The following is a 19,813-nucleotide window of genomic DNA, read 5'->3' on the forward strand; positions in this document are numbered from 1 at the left end:
ACCTCAGATTGTTTCGACCTTAGCGCAAGCACCAGGCCTGGTGCTTCAAGCGGAGCCGGGGGCGGGTAAGTCGACTGCGGTGCCTTTGGCTTTATTAAAAGCGGACTGGTTAACGAGCAAGAAAATTGTCATGCTCGAACCCAGACGTTTGGCGGTGCGTTCGATTGCGAATTATTTAGCTCACCAACTGGGTGAAAAAGTCGGCCAAACCATTGGTTATCAAATTCGTAACGAACGCAAAATCTCGCCGCAAACCCGGCTAGAAATTGTCACCGAAGGCATTTTAACCCGGCGTTTACAGCAAGATCCGGAGCTATCCGATGTGGGCTTGGTGATTTTTGATGAGTTTCACGAACGTTCAATTCACGCGGATTTAGCACTGACGTTATGTTTAGAAGTGCAGTCGGCTTTGCGTGATGATTTAAAACTGCTGGTGATGTCTGCGACCATTGACACCGAACAAGTGAGTGCGTTTTTAAATCAGGCATCGGTTTTAAAATCTGAGGGTCTCAGTTTTCCGGTCGAAACTCATTATTTACCTCAGCCGCTTAATTCAACGAATCCTAATGATTGGTTGCCATCACTAAAACAGCTGATTAACCAAGCGCTTAAAACCAATAGTAAAGATGTGTTGGTGTTTTTGCCGGGACAGGGCGAAATCAAACGCGCGCAAACCTTGTTGCAAGAATCCTTTATTGAAAACAGTCAAACACCAGACCTGGTGGTGTGTCCTTTGTATGGTCAGTTATCCGCCGATCAACAAGAAATCGCCCTTGTGCCTGACCCACAAGGTCGCCGCAAAATTGTATTGGCCACCAATATTGCTGAAACCAGTTTAACCATTGACGGTATTGGAGCTGTCGTCGATTCCGGTTGGGCGCGACAAGCGATTTATGATGTTTCAAGCGGCATGACACGTTTAGTCACCCAGCGGATTTCGCAAGCCGCCGCCGAGCAACGCAAAGGACGCGCCGGACGTTTGATGGCAGGGGCGTGTTATCGGCTTTGGTCAGAATCTCAGCAACAACAAATGAGCGCCTTTGAAGCGGAAGAAATCAGCCAAACGGATTTATCGGATTTGTGTTTGGAGCTGGCATTATGGGGGGTGAATTCACCCGGCGAATTGCGCTGGCTGACGCCTCCGCCAGTGGCGCATTATGCGGCGGCGAAAAACTTGTTAGTGCAATTAGAACTTTTAAGTCCAAATGGCGGTTTGACCGATCTAGGCCAAGCCGCGCAGGGTTTAGGGTTGAATGCGCGTTTGGCGCGCATGTTATTAAATGTGCAAAACCAAGCACCAGAACAACAAAGCTTGGCATTGGATATCGCGGCGTTATTAGCAGAAGCGGATATTTTACCCAGCGCTCAGGATGCTGATTTGGTGAAACGGTTAATGGTGTTGCAGGCTTATCGTCAGGATCGACAACAAGCCAAACGCGAATATGTTATTCATATTCCGGCGATCGAGCAGGCCATAAAAAATGCCGATAACTGGCGCAGACAATTAAGTTTTTCAAAACCAATCATGCTCAGTTTGGCACAAATGCAAACAAATAGCGGCAGGTTAGTCGCATTAGCCTTTCCGGATCGCATCGCCAAGCGCCGCCAAAGTGACGAGCCGCGTTATTTGCTAAGCAATGGCAAAGGCGCAATCTTAAAACAAGATGATCCTTTACGCCACCAGGCCTGGTTGGCGATTGCCAACTTGGATGGCCAGCGCCAAGAAGGCCGAATTTATTTAGCCGCCCCCTTGGATTTAAACGGCTTAGAACAAACCTTTGCAGGCCAGATTAGGACCCAGGTTGGTTTAAAGTTTGATGCGAAAAAACGTGAACTGGTGGCAAGCGAACAGCGCGTTTTAGACAAGTTAGTGTTAAGTGAAAAACCCAGCGAAGCCATTGGCGCGGATGAATTTGAAGCCGCGTTATTGGTGGTGTTAGCGGAGCAGTTGGATTTATTGCCTTGGGCAGACAAAACCCAGCATTGGTTAAGTCGCTTACGTTGGCTAGCCAGCTATAACGCCGACTGGCCAAGCTACGACCAGGCCTGGTTGTCAGCCAATATCGAACACTGGCTCGCGCCCTATTTATCAGGCATTCAGTCGATTAAGGCTTTGCAGAAATTAAATATGCTCGCTGTGTTGCAGTCGTTATTGGACTACGAGCAACAGCAAGTGTTAGAGCGCGAAGCACCGGCGTTTTATAACGCACCTTCGCAAAAATCGGTGTCGATAATCTATAGTGCCAGTCACGACCCCAAAGTGTCGATTCAACTGCAAGAGGTGTTTGGTGAGCTGAGTTCACCTTTGTTGGCTTGGGGACAAAAACCGCTCACGTTCGAACTCTTATCGCCGGCGCGTCGACCAATTCAAACCACCGCCGATTTAGCCCACTTTTGGCGCAACTCGTATTTTGAAGTGATTAAAGAGATGAAAGGCCGCTACCCCAAACACCGTTGGCCTGACAAACCGCTTGAAGAAACGCCGGGGCGCTCGATTAAAGCGCGCCGTTAGGGTGTGGGATTGCTAGTTTTTTACCATTCATATTGTCCCGCAATATAAGCAAAAGCCGCCATAAATGCGGGTTCTTGAAACTTTTTAAGGCCGGTTTCGCTAAACGAAATGGGTAAACCATAGTGTTTTAAATTCTGTTTTTGTTCACTCGATGTCATTAAGCTCACGTTTAAATGGGGAGTGACTTGTAATACGCCTTCCAATTTAAACCCATTTGCGCCACCGGCAAACTTGCCTTTTTTAAGTCGAGCGCGAATCACCACTTGGTCTACCTTGTAGTCTTCGACCAGTTTGGCAAAGGTTTTTTGGAAGTGTTTTAGGTCTTCCGATTTGTCCGGGTCGGCACATTGAATGCGCGTGGTCCGACAGTCGGGCATATGAAAAATGCCGTCTTCAAATTTTAATAAGCAAATTATGGCTTCGTTGCTGCTGAGTTCTACACCACAAACAATCATGTTGGTTCCTTGGTTTTACAGGTAAAAGTTAAGGTTTATGCTGGCTAGACTGAATAACCACCAGGCCTGGTGCTTATTCAAAATAACCAATCTCGCCCAATATGTTTTTGATTTGTTCACCATTGGGTCGTTTGCTGTCTGGCAGGTCGGCTGGATGGCCGTCACTTAACGCACCGGCACAGACTAAACGCATCACATCCGGTTGGCGATCCGAGGCGAGCTGAAACTCAATTAACTCCATCATTTCGGGTGGGCCGTCATCATTAAACGACATGGGGATACCAATATTTATGCCGATGCCAAATCGGACATTGGATGCTAACATCATGGATGAGGTGTTGCGCGCAATAGGCTCTGAGTCAAATCTTACACGCGTAATTTCGAACCGATCTGGTTGAATGGTTTGTGCGCTTTCTTTTAAGGTGCGAACTTCAATCCGACAATGTTGGGCACGGCGTTCAAATTGGGCACGTGTGGTTAATTGGCCATTCTGAATAAAACGTCGGGTATGGTCGGGCAAAATTTCAATCGGTTGTTTAAGGACAAAAAATTGACCAGGCTGAATGTCCGAGTCTTTTGCGGTTTCAAATTGGCTGCAACCACTTAAGATGGCGCCCGCCAATAGCAAACTGAATATTTTAAACATGCTTAAACCCTCCTTGCCATCGTCACTCATCCATCGATCTATTATCTTACACTTGGGCGGGTTTCGCTTTGTGGTAAAATTCCGTTTTCTTGTCAATATTGAATTTTGAGTGATATGGATACAGCCTTAACCCATTTTGATGTGATTGTTGTTGGTGGCGGTCATGCGGGCACAGAAGCCGCGCTGGCTTCGGCGCGCATGGGCGTCAACACCCTGTTGCTGACGCATAATATCGATACCTTGGGGGCGATGTCTTGTAATCCGGCGATCGGTGGTATCGGTAAAGGCCATTTGGTTAAAGAAGTCGATGCTTTAGGCGGTGCGATGGCGCTCGCCACTGATGAGGCCGGTATTCAGTTCCGTATCCTAAATGCGTCCAAAGGCCCGGCAGTTCGCGCGACACGCGCTCAGGCCGATCGCGTTTTGTACAAGCAAGCGATTCGTATGCGTTTGGAAAATCAGCCCAATTTGACGATTTTCCAACAGCCGGTTGAGGATTTGCTGATTGAGGGTGATCAGGTAATTGGCGTCGCCACCAAAATGCACCTCAATTTTTACGCGCGCCAAGTGGTGTTAACGGCCGGTACGTTTTTAGCAGGGCGTATTCATATTGGTTTAGAAAACTATGAAGGCGGCCGCGCCGGTGATGAGCCCGCTAATCGTTTGGCCGCTAAACTGCGTGAGTTGGCGTTACCGGTTGGACGTTTAAAAACCGGGACACCTCCGCGCATTGATGCACGCACGGTTGATTTTTCTAAAATGCAGGTGCAGCCAGGTGACGATCCGGCGCCGGTGTTTTCTTATATGGGATCGCGCGATATGCATCCCAAGCAATTGCCTTGTTATATCACGCACACGAACGAACAAACCCATGAAGCGATTCGTGGCTCGCTGGATCAATCGCCTATGTTTACTGGCGTAATTGAAGGTGTTGGGCCACGTTATTGCCCGTCGATTGAAGATAAAGTGATGCGTTTTGCGGATAAAAATTCGCACCAGGTATTTATTGAACCCGAAGGTTTAACTACTAACGAGCTTTACCCAAATGGCATTTCCACCAGCTTGCCGTTTGCAACCCAGGTCAAAATTGTACAGTCGATGAAAGGCCTTGAAAACGCGCGTATTATGCGCCCAGGCTATGCGATTGAATATGATTATTTTGATCCGCGTGGTTTGCAGCCGACCCTACAAACTCAAGCGATTAAAGGCTTGTTTTTTGCCGGTCAAATCAACGGCACAACCGGCTATGAAGAAGCGGCCGCGCAAGGTTTGCTGGCTGGCTTGAATGCCGCGCGCCGCGCGCAAGAACAAGATCTTTGGTATCCTCGTCGCGATGAAGCTTATATTGGTGTGTTGGTGGATGACTTAATTACCTTAGGTACGCAAGAGCCTTATCGTATGTTTACTTCGCGCGCCGAATATCGTCTGTTATTGCGTGAAGATAATGCCGATCAGCGTTTGACGGAAATCGGGCGTTCAATGGGTTTGATCGACGATACACGTTGGGCGGCTTATGAAACTAAGCTTGAAAGCTTAGAGCAAGAAGTGCAACGCCTAAAAGATGTGTGGATTTATCCGGCACATAAAGAAGCCAAACAGGCCGAAGCTTTGATGCAGTTGCCTCTCAGCAAAGAACAAACCCTATTTGATTTATTGCGTCGTCCGAATGTGACCTATCGTGCGTTGGCAGAACTGGATGTGTTTGGTGACTCAGTGACGGATCCCGCCGTGATTGAGCAAATTGAAATCGAAGCTAAATACGCGGGTTATATTGATCGCCAGTTGATTGAAATTGAAAAATCCAAACGCGAAGAAACCACGCCGATCCCTGATGATTTGGATTTAGATGGTATCTCTGGTTTATCTAACGAAGTAAAACAAAAACTGCGCGCGCATAAGCCGGCGACTTTGGGTATGGCGGCACGGATTTCTGGCATAACACCGGCGGCGATCTCATTGCTGGCGATTTTTATGAAAAAACATCGTTCTGCCAAAGCCAAGTTAGACACTGGACAAGCATGAGTTTAGAAGCAGAGTTAACAGCCGGCGCCAGTCAAATGGGTGTGAGCTTAAACCAACAGGCCTGCTCACAGTTATTGGCCTATTTAGAGCTGTTGCAAAAGTGGAATAAGGTCTATAACCTGAGTGCGATTCGTGATCCGCAAGAGATGTTGGTTAAGCATATTTTGGATAGCTTAGCCGTGGTGCCTTATATCGAATCGGCCGCGCCTGAGACGTTAATTGATGTCGGTACGGGGGGTGGTTTGCCGGGCATTCCATTGGCGATTATGTTTCCACACATGTCCGTGAGCTTGTTGGATAGTAACCAAAAGAAAACCCGGTTTTTGGTGCAGGTTAAAGCCCAGCTTGGTTTAAGCAATGTACAGGTTTTACATACCCGTGTGGAAGATCATCAAGACCAGTATCAAGCGGTGATATCGCGTGCTTTTACGGCGCTGGATAATTTCGTGAATTTAACACGCACTTTGTTGGCGCCGAATGGCACTTGGTGGGCGATGAAGTCACAAAGTTTGCCGGCAGAAATGAAGTCCCTGCCAGCATGGGTTGAGGTTAAAAACATCCATGAGCTCAGCATACCAGGCCTGGTGGCTGAGCGTCGTTTAGTCGAAATGCAACAACGAGGAGATCAACTGAATGGGTAGAGTGATGGCCATCGCCAATCAAAAAGGGGGCGTGGGTAAAACCACCAGCAGTGTTAACCTAGCCGCCTGTTTAGCCCGTTTAGGTAAAAGCGTATTGTTAATTGACCTCGATCCACAAGGTAATACCACGGTGGGCTTAGGGATCGATAAAGATCAAGTCGCCCAGTCAGCTTATGAAGTGTTGATGGATGAAGCTCCAGCGCAAGAGGTGGTGTTAAGAGCCGAGCAAGCGGGTATCGACCTTATTCCGGCTAATGGTGATTTAACCGCGGCTGAAGTGCAACTGTTGGAAGACGATGATGGCGCGAAAAGCTTGCGCCAAGGGCTTCAGAGTATTCGCCAAGATTATGATTTCGTGATTATTGATTGCCCGCCAACCTTAAACATGTTGACACTCAATGCGTTAGTGGCGTCGGATGGGGTGCTGGTGCCAGTGCAATGTGAATACTTTGCACTTGAAGGCTTGTCGGCTTTGATGGATACCTTGCAAACCGTGCAAAAAGAACTTAACCCCGATCTGCATATTGATGGTTTATTACGTACCATGCACGATCGTCGGAACAACTTAGCCAACGATGTATCTAATGAGTTGGTGGCGCATTTTGGCATGAAAGTATTGCAAACCATTATTCCGCGTAACATACGTTTGGCCGAAGCGCCTAGTCATGGTGAATCGATTTTGGACTATGATCCGTCATCAGCCGGCGCTGTGGCCTATTTGGCCTTGGCTAACGAATTGATCCGTAAGACGCGCATTTAAGAGGAAAGCTCAGTGGCAAAGAAAAGACATCCAGGATTAGGTAAACGCGGTGTAAATGTGCTGATTAGTAGCAAGCAAAAATCTGACGCGCATGTGAATGAATGGCGAGTCGAAAAGCTGCCGATTGATCAGGTTATTTCAGGTCAATATCAGCCGCGTCAACATTTTGACGAGCAGGCTTTGCAAGAGCTGGCCGATTCAATTAAAGCGCAAGGTTTGGTTCAGCCTATTATTGTGAAGTGGTTGGATAACCAAAGTTATGAATTGATTGCCGGTGAGCGTCGTTGGCGAGCCGCCAAAATGGCTGGGTTGCAAACCTTGCCGGCGATTGTGCGTGAAGTGGATAACAAGCAAACGCTTGCGATGGCGTTAATTGAGAATATTCAGCGTGAAGATTTAAATCCGCTTGAAGAAGCACGTTCGTTACAGCGTTTAATGCAAGAGTTTGAGTTAACTCAACAAGAAGTCGCTGAGGCCGTGGGTCGGTCAAGAACCGCTGTAACCAATTTATTACGTTTGTTAAAACTACCAGAGTTGATTCAAGAATGGTTGCATGCAGATAGTTTGTCTATGGGTCACGTGCGCGCGTTATTGACCTTAAATGAAAGAGACCAAGTTAAACTGGCGAAAAAAGCGATCGACCAGGCCTGGTCGGTACGTCAAATGGAGCAAGCGGTGCAAGCTCAGCAAGCATCTGATTCGGCTTCAGCAAAAAAACCAGCGCCGGTTGATCCAAATATACAAGCCTTACAAAACCGTTTAGCTGATAAGTTGGGTGCCAAGGTGATGATTAATCACGGCGCGAAAGGTAGCGGTAAGCTCGAAATACGTTATTCAAACCTAGACGAACTTGACCAGATTTTGCAACGAATTGAACATTAAATTGAATTGAAGGCAAATTGGCTAACAAAAATTTTTAAACACTTTGTATAAAATTTTTGAATAGGCGGATCACAAAATATGGTGGTTTGGTTGATTTGACAACTATATATAGAAGTTAGTCCTGCAAAACGGATAAATCTAACCGCAAAGGGCGCTAGCAATTCGGCGTGTAACAGGATAATATGTGCAGGCTTTGTCGCATGGCAAGCATGCCACCCATAGAGTTAGGTTTAATAATGCAGCAAGATGCCAATAAAAGTAAACCCAAAACGGGTGTGAATTTTTTACACATAGGTTCTGGACAGATGTTCACCTCAATGGTGATCGCAGGCTTTATTGTGGGTTATGGCATAGATTACCTGTTGGGCACAACACCCATATTTATGATGGCTTGTGGTGTATTGGGTGTGATTGGTGGCAGTCAAAAAGTCCACCGCTTATTACAGTACATGGACAAAACACAAAAAGGACAAATTAAAGAACAAAGCAAGGACGCAGATGCAAACTAATCTTCTGCGACCTTTGTTGATGCAAGGCTTGATCGGCGTGATCGCATTAAGTGTATTTGCTTATTACGGACATCCACTATCGTCTTTGTATGGCTTAATAATTGGATTGGCTAACGTGGCCATGCTGGCTTTCACGTTTCAAAGAGCCAACCAAAAAGCCGCCCAAGATCCAAAGGGCGGCATACTGGTTTTATATATGAGTGCAGTTATACGCTTTGTGCTGTTGGCTGTGTTATTTGTTATTGGGCTGGCGCTCTTGAAATTAGACCCGATGCCAATGGTTGTTACCTTTGTGTTAATGACTCTTGGTCAAATGTTTAATCTTCAGGGTAAGCGTCGTTTGACTGACTAAGGAGAAGGCTCTTGAGTGCGGAAAAAATGGGTACTGTTGAATATATTCAACATCACTTGACGAACAACTCGGTCGGTAGTGGTTTCTGGACATTCCATCTGGACACTATTATTGTGAGTGCGTTACTAGGTATGTTAATTATTGGCGTGGCAATGGTCGTTGGCCGTCAATTGGAAACCGGTGTTCCAGGTGGTTTTCAAAACTTTATCGAATCGATTCTAGATTTCGTATCTACCAACGTTAGAGATGCTTTCCCTGGTCATAATCCAATCATTGCGCCTTTGGCTCTGACTGTATTCCTATGGGTATGGTTAATGAACTTTATGGATTTGATTCCAGTTGATTTACTTCCTTATTTATTCCAGTTAGTGGTGGGTGATTCTCACGCTTACTTGAAAGTCGTACCAACAACCGATTTGAACACCACTTTAGCTATGGCGTTGGTTGTGTTTGCATTAGTTGTGTACTACAGCATCAAAGTAAAAGGGTTAGGCGGCTACATTAAAATGTTCCTATTCCACCCTTTCGGTAAATTTTTAGTCCCTGTGAACATTGTAATGACGATTATTGAAGAGATTGCTAAGCCTATTTCTTTAGCCTTGCGTCTATTCGGTAACATGTTTGCCGGTGAACTCGTATTCCTACTAATCGCATTGATTGGTGGAACCTTAGCAGTGGGTGCCGCTGCTCTATTCTGGGCACCTTTACAAGCCATATTGGATCTTGGTTGGGCGATCTTCCATATTTTGATCATCACCCTGCAAGCCTTTATCTTTATGGTGCTCACGATTGTTTACTTAGCCATGGCGCATGACGAAGGCCATTAATAAGTAACAAGCAAGAACTGGCACTTTAGCCAAGGCTAAAGTGCTAAAAGGGTTTAAGCGCACCTACCACTGGGTAAAAAGCTTTTTTAACTTTAACTTTAAAAACTTAGGAGAAAGTCAATGGAAGTAACTGCTACTATGATTGCTGATATTTACGCTGCAACTGCGATTGGTGTAGGTGTAATTTTGGCAGCTGCAGGTCTTGGTTCTGCAATTGGTTGGGGTCTTATCTGTTCTAAAACTTTGGAAGGGATTGCTCGTCAACCAGAAATGCGTCCAGCATTAATGACAAACATGTTCATCTTCGCTGGTCTTATGGAATCATTCCCATTCATTATTTTGGCATTCGCAATGTGGTTCTTGTTCGCTAACCCATTCGTAGGTGCATTGCAAGCAGCATTGGGCGCTTAATTATAAAAGCCCATGATTGTAATTTTAACCAACGAATGACGAGGTAACCACTGTGAGTATTAATGCAACCCTAATCATCCAGATGATCGCATTTGTGCTATTAATCTGGTTCGTGAATAAGGTGCTGTGGGGGCCAATGTCTAAGCTAATGGAAGACCGTCAAAAGCGTATTGCTGATGGTCTTTCTGCAGCAGAAAAAGGCAAGCATGAACTTGAAATGGCTGAGAAACGTGCAAAAGACGTTTTGAAAGATGCCAAACTTCAAGCTCAAAATGTGTTGAGCCAAGCTGAAAAACGCGGCACTGAAATCGTAGAAGATGCGAAAGTAAAAGCAGCGGAAGAGGCTGAACGCATTAAAGCGGCCGCCCAAGCAGATATTGAGCAAGAAATTAGCCGTGCAAGAGAGCACCTTCGTAAAGAAGTTGCCACTTTGGTTGTCTCAGGCGCTGAAAAGATCCTGAGTAAAGAAGTGGATGCTAAGGCTCATAATGAGATGCTTGAAACCTTAGTAAAACAAATCTAAGGAAAATGCTATGGCAGAATTAATCACAACCGCTCGACCCTATGCAGAAGCTGCTTTTAGTTTTGCTACTGAAAATAAGCAATTAGCTGAATGGTCTGATATGTTAAACAACTTAGCGTTAATCGCACAGGATGCGCAAATGTCTAAGTTTATTGGTAACCCACGTCACACTAATGCTGAAAAAGTCAGCATTTTTGAGTCGGTTATGGGTTCAAAATTATCAGATTCAGCTAAAAACCTATTAGCCGCCCTTGCCGATAATGGACGCTTGAATGCATTACCTGATGTCGCTAAATTGTTTGATCAATTAAAAGCAACCGCAGAAAAACGCGTAAAAGCAACCGTAACTTCAGCAAGAAAGCCTACGGCTGAGCAACAACGTAAATTAAGTGCTGCTTTAAACACTAAGTTTGATGCCGAAGTAGATATCGACTATGTCGTTGATGATTCTTTAATTTCTGGTATCCGTATTAAAGTAGGTGACTGGGTTGTAGATAATACAGCGGTCACTCAATTACAAAAACTTGGCGCAGCAATAGCCTATTAATTGAGAGGAAGACACATGCAATTGAATCCCTCTGAAATCAGTGACTTAATCAAAGACCGTATCGCCGGTTTTAAAGTGACTGCAGAGTCTGGCAGTGAAGGCACAGTCGTTAGTATCGCTGACGGTATTGCGCTAATTCACGGCGTGTCAGATGTGATGTATGGTGAGATGGTTCAGTTCGATGAACAAACCTTTGGTATGGCGCTTAACCTTGAGCGCGATTCTGTTGGTGTGGTTGTTCTAGGTGAATATGAGCATATCTCGGAAGGTGACAAAGTAACTTGTACTGGCCGTATTTTAGAAGTACCTGTTGGTCCAGAAATGTTAGGCCGCGTGGTTGACGCTTTAGGTCGTCCAATCGATGGTAAAGGTCCAATCAACACAAAAGTAACATCACCAATTGAGCGTATCGCGCCTGGCGTTATCGATCGTAAGTCGGTTGATGAGCCAATGATGACTGGTATTAAGTCGATTGACTCGATGATCCCAGTTGGTCGTGGCCAGCGTGAGTTGATTATCGGTGACCGTCAGGTTGGTAAAACTGCGATTGCAATTGATGCCGTAATCAGTCAGAAAAACACTGGCGTAAAATGTGTTTATGTCGCTATGGGCCAAAAGGCTTCTACCGTAAACAACATCGTACGTAAATTAGAAGAATACGGCGCAATGGACAACACGATTGTTGTAGCGGCGAACGCTTCTGATCCTGCGGCTTTACAGTTCTTGGCAGCCTATGCAGGTTGTTCAATGGGCGAATACTTCCGTGACCGTGGTGAAGACGCGTTAATCATTTATGATGATTTGACTAAACAAGCACAAGCTTACCGTCAAATTTCATTATTGTTACGTCGTCCACCAGGGCGTGAAGCTTTCCCAGGTGACGTATTCTATTTACACTCTCGTCTACTTGAGCGTGCTGCTCGCGTAAGCGAAGACTATGTAGAGAAGTTCACTAATGGTGAAGTAAAAGGTAAAACAGGTTCATTAACAGCCTTACCAATTATTGAAACCCAAGCTGGTGACGTTTCTGCATTCGTTCCGACTAACGTAATCTCGATTACTGATGGTCAGATCTTCTTAGAAACTGGTTTGTTTGCTCAAGGTATCCGTCCTGCGATTAACGCTGGTTTGTCAGTATCACGTGTTGGTGGTGCCGCTCAGACTAAAGCGATTAAAAAGTTAGGTGGCGGTATTCGTCTTGACTTGGCTCAGTACCGTGAATTGGCGGCTTTCGCTCAATTTGCTTCTGACCTAGACGCAGCAACCAAAGCTCAGTTAGAGCGTGGTAAGCGTGTAACCGAGTTGATGAAGCAAAAGCAATATTCTCCTTTGTCTATTGCTGAAATGGCGACGTCTCTATACGCGGCTAACGAAGGCTACTTAGACGACGTTGAAGTCGATAAAATCGGTGATTTTGAAGCCGCGCTACACGCCTACATCAATTCTTCTCACTCTGATTTAGTTGCAAAACTAAATCAAAAAGGTGATTGGAATGATGAGATTATTTCTGGCGTAAAAGCAGCGATTGAGTCTTTCAAATCAACCGGCGTTTACTAAGGGGATTTGGCCATGGCAGGCGGTAGTAAAGAAATACGCACGCAAATAGCGTCCGTTAAAAATACCCAAAAGATCACCAAGGCCATGGAAATGGTGGCGGCGTCGAAAATGCGTAAAGCGCAAGCTCGCATGACGGCAACCCGCCCCTATGTTGAGAAGGTGAAACGTGTGATTGATCATGTTTCTGGTGCGCATCATGAATATAAGCATCCTTATACAATTGAACGCCCAGTTAAACGTATTGGTTTAATCGTAGTCTCATCTGATCGTGGTTTATGTGGTGGTTTAAATACCAACCTTTTCCGTAGAACTTTGAAAAAGCTACAAGCTTGGCAGAATGAAAATGTTGAGGTTGAGCTGGCTGTAATTGGTAAGAAAGCACAAACTTTCTTTAAGCATTATGGCGGAAATGTAGTCGCGTCAAAAACCGATATCGGTGATAAACCGCATGTTGGCGATTTAGTCGGCACCATCAAAGTTATGTTGGATCATTTTGATCAAGGTCAAGTAGATGCAGTCTACATCGCCTCTAATCAATTTGAATCGGCCATGACTCAAGTGCCTACGATTGAGCAACTTATTCCTTTGCAGTCATCGGAAGCGGATAAGGAAGCGAAATATTGGGATTATCTCTACGAGCCGGATGCTAAAGAAGCATTGGATACCTTAATGGTTCGTTTTGTAGAGAGCACCGTGTTTGGTGCCGTTGTTGAAAACGTAGCTTGTGAACAATCTGCGCGTATGGTCGCCATGAAGAGTGCTTCTGATAACGCAGGTAAGATGATTAAAGAACTTAAATTGTCTTATAACAAAGCACGTCAAGCAGCGATTACCCAAGAGCTATCGGAAATTGTCGCAGGTGCTTCTGCGGTTTAGGTTCGTATTTGCAAAAAAAGGTTTAATATCATGAGTGGAAAAATAGTACAAATTATCGGCCCGGTTATCGACGTCGAGTTTAGTGGTGCTGAGTTACCTAAAGTTCATGATGCGTTGATCGTAGATGACGTTGCGCTTACTCTAGAAGTACAGCAGCAAGTTGGTGATGGTGTTGTTCGTGCCATCGCAATGGGTTCATCAGATGGTTTAAAGCGTGGTATGCAAGTAACTAATACTGGAGCAGCGATCTCTGTACCAGTTGGTAAAGCCACCCTTGGACGTATCTTCGACGTATTAGGGAATACAATTGACAATGCCGGTCCAGTTGAAACTGACGAGCGCGCGGTTATTCACCGTAAAGCGCCAAAGTTTGAAGAATTGGCTGCGTCTCAAGAACTTCTTGAAACAGGCGTAAAAGTTATCGACTTAATTTGCCCCTTCGCGAAAGGTGGTAAAGTTGGTCTGTTCGGTGGTGCCGGTGTTGGTAAAACCGTTAACATGATGGAATTAATTCGTAACATCGCGATTGAGCACTCAGGCTTCTCAGTATTTGCTGGTGTAGGTGAGCGTACTCGTGAAGGTAACGATTTCTATCACGAAATGGCTGAATCAGGCGTATTGGACAAGGTTGCCCTTGTTTATGGTCAGATGAATGAGCCGCCCGGAAACCGTCTACGTGTGGCCCTAACTGGCCTAACGATGGCAGAATTCTTCCGTGACGAAGGACGTGACGTATTGTTCTTCGTAGATAACATTTATCGTTATACCCTAGCGGGTACAGAGGTATCGGCTCTATTAGGTCGTATGCCTTCTGCGGTAGGTTATCAGCCAACATTGGCTCAGGAAATGGGTGAAGTTCAAGAGCGTATTACCTCTACTAAGACTGGTTCTATCACGTCTATCCAGGCCGTTTACGTTCCTGCGGATGACTTGACTGACCCATCACCAGCTACAACCTTTGCTCACTTGGACGCAACTGTTGTATTGAACCGCTCGATCGCTGAAACAGGTATTTATCCTGCAATCGATCCGCTTGATTCAACTTCACGTCAGCTAGATCCTTTAGTTGTTGGTGTTGAACACTATCAAGTTGCAAACGGTGTACAGCAGACATTACAGCGTTACAAAGAGTTAAAAGATATTATCGCTATCCTAGGTATGGATGAGCTTTCAGAAGAAGATCGTGCTTTAGTAGCACGTGCTCGTAAGATGCAGCGTTTCTTCTCTCAGCCTTACTTCGTTGCGAAAGTGTTTACAGGTGAAGATGGCCGTTATGTACCATTAGCTGAAACTATCCGTGGTTTCAAAATGATTCTTAGCGGTGAAATGGATGACGTGCCTGAGCAAGCATTCATGTACTGTGGCGCGATCGATGAAGTTATCGAGAAAGCTCAGAAATATAAGGGGTAATGAGTTATGGCAGTCTCTATGCAAGTAGATATCGTAAGTGCGGAAGGTGAGATTTTCTCTGGAAAAGCCGATATGCTTTTCGCACAGGCTGCCAATGGAGAGGTAGGTATTTTGCCTTTCCATACCCAGTTTTTAAGTCAGCTTAGACCTGGCGAAGTACGTGTGAAAAGTGGTGACGAAGAAGATACTTTTTTCGTCAACAGTGGCACAATCGAAGTTCAGCCGCATGTGGTGACCATTTTGGCCGACACCTGTGTGCGTTCTAAGGACTTAGATGAAGCTCAAGCACTGGAAGCAAAACAACGTGCTGAAGAAGCAATGGACAACGCGAAAACCGATGTCGATATTGCGCGTGCGCAAATCGACTTGGCCGAAGCGGTGGCCCAAATTCAAACGATCAGCAAGTTACGTGATCGTTTGGAAAAAACTGGGATGGCTTAATTTAGTCCCCCGAAAAAAGAAAGCGCCTTCGGGCGCTTTTTTTATAATTAACTTAAAAGCCCTGAACATTTTACTCACCTTTTATATTGGTTTTACAAGGGGTTAGAATGTTGAGGATTTTTAGGAGATACTCGAATGAATTTAAATCTTGTAATTTTGGCCGCAGGTAAAGGTACGCGCATGCGTTCCAAGCTACCCAAAGTCTTACAGCCTTTAGCGGCAAAGCCTTTATTGGGTCATGTGCTAGATCGTGCCAGCCAGTTAAACCCAGCAAAAATCACATTAGTAGTTGGGCATGGTTCAGACCAAGTTAAACAGGTTTTTGATTCGTCTGCGATAAGTTGGGTTGAGCAAACCGAGCAACTAGGAACGGGGCATGCGGTTCAGCAGGCCTTGCCTTGTATTGACGATGATGATCGTGTGTTGATCTTATATGGTGATGTGCCTTTAACTCGGCCAGAGACATTACAAGACTTGTTATCGCAAATTGATGCCAAACATCCACTTGCATTACTGACGATTAATTTAGACAACCCGACTGGTTATGGCCGCATTCTGCGAGATAAACATCATTGTGTAACCGCCATTGTTGAACAAAAAGATGCCAACCCAGAGCAGTTAAAGGTTAGCGAAGTTAATACTGGCATTATGGCGGTGCAAGGCAAACAATTGCAGGCCTGGTTGTCGCGGTTAGAAAATAATAATGCACAAGGCGAATATTATCTAACCGATATTATTGCAATGGCGGTGGATGATGGCTTTCAAGTCCGTACCGCTTCACCAGTAGATGAAATGGAAGTCTTGGGCGTCAATAACAAAGCTCAGTTACAAGACTTAGAACGTCAATTCCAACGCCAACAAGCTCAAAACTTGATGGAACAAGGCGTGACGTTACTCGATGCCAATCGCCTAGATATTCGTGGTGAGATTGAAGTTGGGATGGATGTAGAACTGGATGTAGGCGTCATTATTGAAGGTCAAGTTAAGCTGGGTGATGGTGTTAAAGTAGGCGCTTATTGCATTTTAAAAGATGTTGAGATTGCAGCCGGCAGCATTATTAAACCTTTCAGTCATCTAGATTCAGCTAAGTTAGGTGAAAATTGTAATATCGGACCTTATGCACGTATTCGCCCAGGCACAAACTTGGCTGATAAGGTCAATATTGGTAACTTTGTTGAACTTAAAAACGCACAGGTCGGTGTTGGCTCGAAAGTGAACCATCTAAGTTATGTTGGGGATACTGAAATGGGATCGGGTGTCAATATTGGCGCTGGTAGCATTACCTGTAATTACGATGGCGTAAACAAATACAAAACCATTATTGGCAACAATGTGTTTGTGGGGTCTGATAGTCAGTTAATTGCACCCGTCACCATTGAAGATGGGGCGACCATCGGCGCTGGTTCAACCATTACCAAAACGGCCCCTGCTAATGAACTCACGCTCAGCCGAGCCAAACAACTCACGTTAAAAGGTTGGCAAAAGCCAGTAAAAAAATAATTATGATGAGCGAACTAGACTATCAAGCGATAAATGCTAAGCTCGCCGAAGAAGGCTGGGAACGGATAAGTTTTGATGGCGGTCAAAGTCACTTAATGGGCTGGACGATTGAAAGCGTCTGGCAAAAAGACGATGCTAAAATTACACTGAATCACAGTGAGCGTTATAACGAAGTCAGTTACGAAATTAGCGCCAGTCCCAAAGGTGTGGCATGGATTAAACAGCAGGGCTGGACCCATGTTTTCGAAGATTAACCCCTATATTAATTTAATGCGACTTAACAAGCCGGTGGGGATTTATTTAGTTCTCTGGCCAGCACTTTGGGCTTTATGGCTGGCGGCCGAAGGCTCACCACCAGGCCTGGTGGTTTTGGTCTTTATCTTAGGTGCAATAGTCGTTCGGTCAGCTGGCTGTGTAATTAATGATTATGCTGATCGTCATTGGGATGGCGACGTGGCTCGAACGTGTGATCGTCCTTTAGCGACCGGCCAAATCAAACCACCTGACGCTTTGTTATTGTTTGCCGCGTTGGGTTTGATTGGGCTTGGTTTGGTTTTGTTGCTTAATCCATTAACGATTTTGTTGTCTATAGTCGCTCTATTTTTAACCGCACTTTACCCTTATACCAAGCGTTTTACGCATTGGCCGCAAGTGTTTTTGGGGCTGGCGTTCGCTTGGGCGGTGCCCATGGGATTCGCTGCCGTGCAAAATTCGGTACCTTACCAGGCCTGGTGGGTGTTTGCGATTACACTCTTATGGACATTAATTTACGACACTATGTATGCGATGACCGATAAGCCGGATGATTTAAAAGTCGGTATTAAGTCGACCGCGATTTTATTCGGGGATTATGATCGTCTGATTATTGGCCTACTGCAAGTACTCATGCTAGGCATGTTGTTGGTGATGGGAACACTGTTTGAACTAAATACGATTTATTATGTCAGTCTAGTTTTGGTAGCGGTCTTGTTTGTGTATCACCAATGGCTAATTAAAGATCGTGATCGAGCGCTCTGTTTTAAAGCCTTTAAACATAACCACTGGGTGGGGCTGGTGATCTTGTTAGGTCTAATATTGAACTACAGCAACCTATCTCTATTGTAAGCGATGAGAACTCGCAAACCCCACCATCGGATCTAAATCTAATTGCCAGTCGGCTTTAAAAATGGCGTTAGCTAACTGGCTTTGCAAAGCACGCACAAAAGGCGGGTAGAGATTTAATAAAATGCCCGATCCACTTTTAGGCTCGAGTGCCAAACGTGGCATGGGTTTATCCTGCTTTACAAATCTTAAACTGTTCAAAATGATAGGTTCCTCACCCAGAGGATATCGTGCATTTTCAGGTTCGTTAAACTGGTCGTCCAATTTATAAGCGGGATCGTTAACCGAAGTATGGTCAGCTATTTCGACCATTGGTTTAAGGGTTTCTGGGTTTAAACCTTGTAAGGCCGGTAATAAAATTTTGACGTAACGCCGTGTAATCCAAGCTTTCATCACTTGATTGGTTGGAGTGGCAATCGTGAGTAGAATGCGGTCTTCGGTATTGTGATAACTTAGTTGGAGTTGTTTAATCGCTTGACTCATGAGGCTCTTTTTCAATAAATGATAACCCGTCATTATAGCCCATAAAACAGACTCAGCGAGCGCACACAAAAAAGCCGGGATAAACCCGGCTTTAATAACCTGCTCATTCAAAACAAATTAACGACGTACACCTTCTACATGAAGTTCAAGATAGGCTTTTGCTGATGCAGGACCTAAATCCATTTTAAAGCCGAAATCTTTCATAGCGATTTCAGTGGTGCCTTCGAAACCGGCACGGTAACCACCCCAAGGATCATCACCTTCACCAATTTTGTTGGCTACAATTTCAATCTCTTTAGTGACACCGTTTAAAGTAAAGTCGCCTTTAATTAACTTAGTGCCGTCTTTCTGGTTAGTCACACTCGTGCTAACAAATTTTGCTTCTGGGTGTGCATCGACATTTAAAAAGTCATCGCTACGTAAATGCTTATCACGCTCAGCATGGTTAGAGTTGATGCTACGCGTATCAATGGTGACTTCGACTTTTTCATTTTTTGGGTTTTTTGCATCATGTACAAAATGGCCTTCAAACTTGTCAAAACGACCCACTAACCAACTGTAACCTAAGTGGTTTACTTTGAAGTTGATCGAGGCGTGCATGCCAGGAATATCAATATCATAAGTAACGGGCTTAGCCTGGGCTAAAGGAAGAACTAAGGCCAACGATAAGCCGGCCAATACATATTTTAACGCTTTCATATTACGCTCCTTGGTAAAAAAATAATTAGGGAAGCATGCGCTTCAAGGTTTCATCTCGGTCAACAAAGTGGTGTTTTAATGCCCCGATTATGTGTAATGCGGCGAGCGCAATTAAGCTCCAAGCAAAGATTTCGTGCAAGTCACCCGCAATCTCCTCTTGGTACTCAATGCCAAACGAGATGGCCGGAATCGAGAACCAGTCAAACACGTTTAAGGGTTGACCCTTAGCGGTGGTAATCATGTAGCCCGATATGGCCAGCAATAGCATTAACACATACATCAAACCGTGGGTCAGATGAGCCAGCTTACGTTCCCAATTTTTGTGAGTCGCTACCGAAGCGACTTTTGGGTTGGCTAAACGCCATAACAAACGTAATACCATCAGACTCACGACGATCACACCAATACTGCGGTGCAGATCAGGTGCCGTTCGATACCATGAACTGTAGTAGGTTAAATCTACCATCCAAAGACCGAGACCAAACAGACCAAATATGGTCAGCGCAATCAGCCAGTGCAGAGCGATCTGAACCAGACCATATTGATTTGTTTGATTAACTAACATAAAACCTGCTTCCTTATTGCTACGTGACTATCCTAACTATTTCTCATATGAATGATAATCCCACGAATATGAAAATACTTTTTCCATACAGAAA

General features: G+C 45.1%; 23 protein-coding genes. 18 read left to right on the forward strand and 5 right to left on the reverse strand.

Annotated elements, in window-relative coordinates; translation table 11 throughout:
* Nucleotides 1-2,512, forward strand: a 2,512-nt coding sequence (gene hrpB, locus VIM91_RS02695; protein ID WP_331863285.1) for an ATP-dependent helicase HrpB, incomplete at its 5' end; no start/stop codon positions are given.
* A 20-nt stretch (nucleotides 2,513-2,532) separates the two neighbouring features.
* Here hrpB and VIM91_RS02700 read toward each other — a convergent pair.
* Together VIM91_RS02700 and VIM91_RS02705 are read right to left on the reverse strand one after the other, a co-directional pair.
* Nucleotides 2,533-2,967, reverse strand: coding sequence for a DUF3010 family protein (locus VIM91_RS02700; RefSeq protein ID WP_331863286.1), 435 nt, complete (start codon nucleotides 2,965-2,967; stop codon nucleotides 2,533-2,535).
* A 73-nt stretch (nucleotides 2,968-3,040) separates the two neighbouring features.
* Entirely contained in the window at nucleotides 3,041-3,613 is a 573-nt protein-coding gene (locus tag VIM91_RS02705) for a hypothetical protein (RefSeq protein WP_331863287.1), read from the reverse strand.
* A 114-nt stretch (nucleotides 3,614-3,727) separates the two neighbouring features.
* Between VIM91_RS02705 and mnmG the strand changes: the two genes are divergently transcribed.
* The 17 genes from mnmG (at nucleotide 3,728) to ubiA (ending at nucleotide 17,975) form a co-directional block, all read left to right on the forward strand.
* A complete protein-coding gene (gene mnmG, locus VIM91_RS02710) occupies nucleotides 3,728-5,635 on the forward strand; it encodes a tRNA uridine-5-carboxymethylaminomethyl(34) synthesis enzyme MnmG (protein WP_331863288.1) in 1,908 nt (635 codons plus the stop codon).
* Nucleotides 5,632-6,276, forward strand: coding sequence for a 16S rRNA (guanine(527)-N(7))-methyltransferase RsmG (gene rsmG / locus VIM91_RS02715; protein ID WP_331863289.1), 645 nt, complete (start codon nucleotides 5,632-5,634; stop codon nucleotides 6,274-6,276). The genes mnmG and rsmG overlap by 4 nt, the downstream gene beginning before the upstream one ends.
* The gene (locus VIM91_RS02720) at nucleotides 6,269-7,036 is read left to right on the forward strand and encodes an AAA family ATPase (protein WP_331863290.1); all 768 of its coding nucleotides are present in this window, start codon (nucleotides 6,269-6,271) and stop codon (nucleotides 7,034-7,036) included. The genes rsmG and VIM91_RS02720 overlap by 8 nt, the downstream gene beginning before the upstream one ends.
* A gap of 12 nt (nucleotides 7,037-7,048) precedes the next feature.
* Nucleotides 7,049-7,918: a ParB/RepB/Spo0J family partition protein gene (locus VIM91_RS02725; RefSeq protein WP_331863291.1), complete on the forward strand. Its 870-nt coding sequence runs from the start codon at nucleotides 7,049-7,051 to the stop codon at nucleotides 7,916-7,918.
* A 200-nt stretch (nucleotides 7,919-8,118) separates the two neighbouring features.
* Nucleotides 8,119-8,427, forward strand: a complete 309-nt coding sequence (locus VIM91_RS02730; protein WP_331863292.1) for an AtpZ/AtpI family protein — start codon at nucleotides 8,119-8,121, stop codon at nucleotides 8,425-8,427.
* Nucleotides 8,417-8,779 (forward strand): ATP synthase subunit I, encoded by a 363-nt coding sequence (locus VIM91_RS02735; protein WP_331863293.1) that lies wholly within the window; start codon nucleotides 8,417-8,419, stop codon nucleotides 8,777-8,779. The genes VIM91_RS02730 and VIM91_RS02735 overlap by 11 nt, the downstream gene beginning before the upstream one ends.
* Before the next feature lie 11 nt (nucleotides 8,780-8,790).
* The gene (gene atpB, locus VIM91_RS02740; RefSeq protein WP_331863294.1) at nucleotides 8,791-9,606 is read left to right on the forward strand and encodes a F0F1 ATP synthase subunit A; all 816 of its coding nucleotides are present in this window, start codon (nucleotides 8,791-8,793) and stop codon (nucleotides 9,604-9,606) included.
* Nucleotides 9,607-9,726: 120 nt separating this feature from the next.
* Nucleotides 9,727-10,017 carry a F0F1 ATP synthase subunit C gene (gene atpE, locus VIM91_RS02745; RefSeq protein ID WP_029933376.1) on the forward strand — a complete coding sequence of 97 codons (291 nt, stop codon included), beginning with the start codon at nucleotides 9,727-9,729 and terminating at the stop codon, nucleotides 10,015-10,017.
* Nucleotides 10,018-10,069: 52 nt separating this feature from the next.
* Nucleotides 10,070-10,540 carry a F0F1 ATP synthase subunit B gene (locus VIM91_RS02750; RefSeq protein WP_029933375.1) on the forward strand — a complete coding sequence of 157 codons (471 nt, stop codon included), beginning with the start codon at nucleotides 10,070-10,072 and terminating at the stop codon, nucleotides 10,538-10,540.
* Nucleotides 10,541-10,550: 10 nt separating this feature from the next.
* Nucleotides 10,551-11,087, forward strand: a complete 537-nt coding sequence (locus VIM91_RS02755; protein WP_331863295.1) for a F0F1 ATP synthase subunit delta — start codon at nucleotides 10,551-10,553, stop codon at nucleotides 11,085-11,087.
* A gap of 15 nt (nucleotides 11,088-11,102) precedes the next feature.
* Complete coding sequence (atpA, locus tag VIM91_RS02760; protein ID WP_331863296.1) at nucleotides 11,103-12,644, forward strand: F0F1 ATP synthase subunit alpha; 1,542 nt, start codon at nucleotides 11,103-11,105, stop codon at nucleotides 12,642-12,644.
* Nucleotides 12,645-12,656: 12 nt separating this feature from the next.
* Nucleotides 12,657-13,520: a F0F1 ATP synthase subunit gamma gene (atpG, locus tag VIM91_RS02765; RefSeq protein WP_331863297.1), complete on the forward strand. Its 864-nt coding sequence runs from the start codon at nucleotides 12,657-12,659 to the stop codon at nucleotides 13,518-13,520.
* Nucleotides 13,521-13,547: 27 nt separating this feature from the next.
* Nucleotides 13,548-14,930 (forward strand): F0F1 ATP synthase subunit beta, encoded by a 1,383-nt coding sequence (atpD, locus tag VIM91_RS02770; RefSeq protein ID WP_331863305.1) that lies wholly within the window; start codon nucleotides 13,548-13,550, stop codon nucleotides 14,928-14,930.
* Between the two features lie 6 nt (nucleotides 14,931-14,936).
* Nucleotides 14,937-15,371 carry a F0F1 ATP synthase subunit epsilon gene (locus VIM91_RS02775; protein WP_331863298.1) on the forward strand — a complete coding sequence of 145 codons (435 nt, stop codon included), beginning with the start codon at nucleotides 14,937-14,939 and terminating at the stop codon, nucleotides 15,369-15,371.
* Between the two features lie 135 nt (nucleotides 15,372-15,506).
* Nucleotides 15,507-16,871 carry a bifunctional UDP-N-acetylglucosamine diphosphorylase/glucosamine-1-phosphate N-acetyltransferase GlmU gene (glmU, locus tag VIM91_RS02780; protein ID WP_331863299.1) on the forward strand — a complete coding sequence of 455 codons (1,365 nt, stop codon included), beginning with the start codon at nucleotides 15,507-15,509 and terminating at the stop codon, nucleotides 16,869-16,871.
* Nucleotides 16,872-16,873: 2 nt separating this feature from the next.
* The gene (locus tag VIM91_RS02785; RefSeq protein WP_331863300.1) at nucleotides 16,874-17,125 is read left to right on the forward strand and encodes a hypothetical protein; all 252 of its coding nucleotides are present in this window, start codon (nucleotides 16,874-16,876) and stop codon (nucleotides 17,123-17,125) included.
* Nucleotides 17,109-17,975 (forward strand): 4-hydroxybenzoate octaprenyltransferase, encoded by an 867-nt coding sequence (gene ubiA, locus VIM91_RS02790; RefSeq protein WP_331863301.1) that lies wholly within the window; start codon nucleotides 17,109-17,111, stop codon nucleotides 17,973-17,975. The genes VIM91_RS02785 and ubiA overlap by 17 nt, the downstream gene beginning before the upstream one ends.
* Here ubiA and VIM91_RS02795 read toward each other — a convergent pair.
* The 3 genes from VIM91_RS02795 to VIM91_RS02805 form a co-directional block, all read right to left on the reverse strand.
* Nucleotides 17,967-18,455 carry a hypothetical protein gene (locus tag VIM91_RS02795; protein WP_331863302.1) on the reverse strand — a complete coding sequence of 163 codons (489 nt, stop codon included), beginning with the start codon at nucleotides 18,453-18,455 and terminating at the stop codon, nucleotides 17,967-17,969. The genes ubiA and VIM91_RS02795 overlap by 9 nt on opposite strands.
* A gap of 117 nt (nucleotides 18,456-18,572) precedes the next feature.
* Complete coding sequence (locus VIM91_RS02800; RefSeq protein ID WP_331863303.1) at nucleotides 18,573-19,154, reverse strand: YceI family protein; 582 nt, start codon at nucleotides 19,152-19,154, stop codon at nucleotides 18,573-18,575.
* A 25-nt stretch (nucleotides 19,155-19,179) separates the two neighbouring features.
* On the reverse strand, nucleotides 19,180-19,719 hold the full coding sequence (locus VIM91_RS02805; protein WP_331863304.1) for a cytochrome b: 540 nt from the start codon (nucleotides 19,717-19,719) through the stop codon (nucleotides 19,180-19,182).
* Nucleotides 19,720-19,813: the final 94 nt, after the last annotated feature.

This window comes from Thiomicrospira sp. (assembly GCF_036568485.1).
Classification (GTDB): domain Bacteria; phylum Pseudomonadota; class Gammaproteobacteria; order Thiomicrospirales; family Thiomicrospiraceae; genus Thiomicrospira.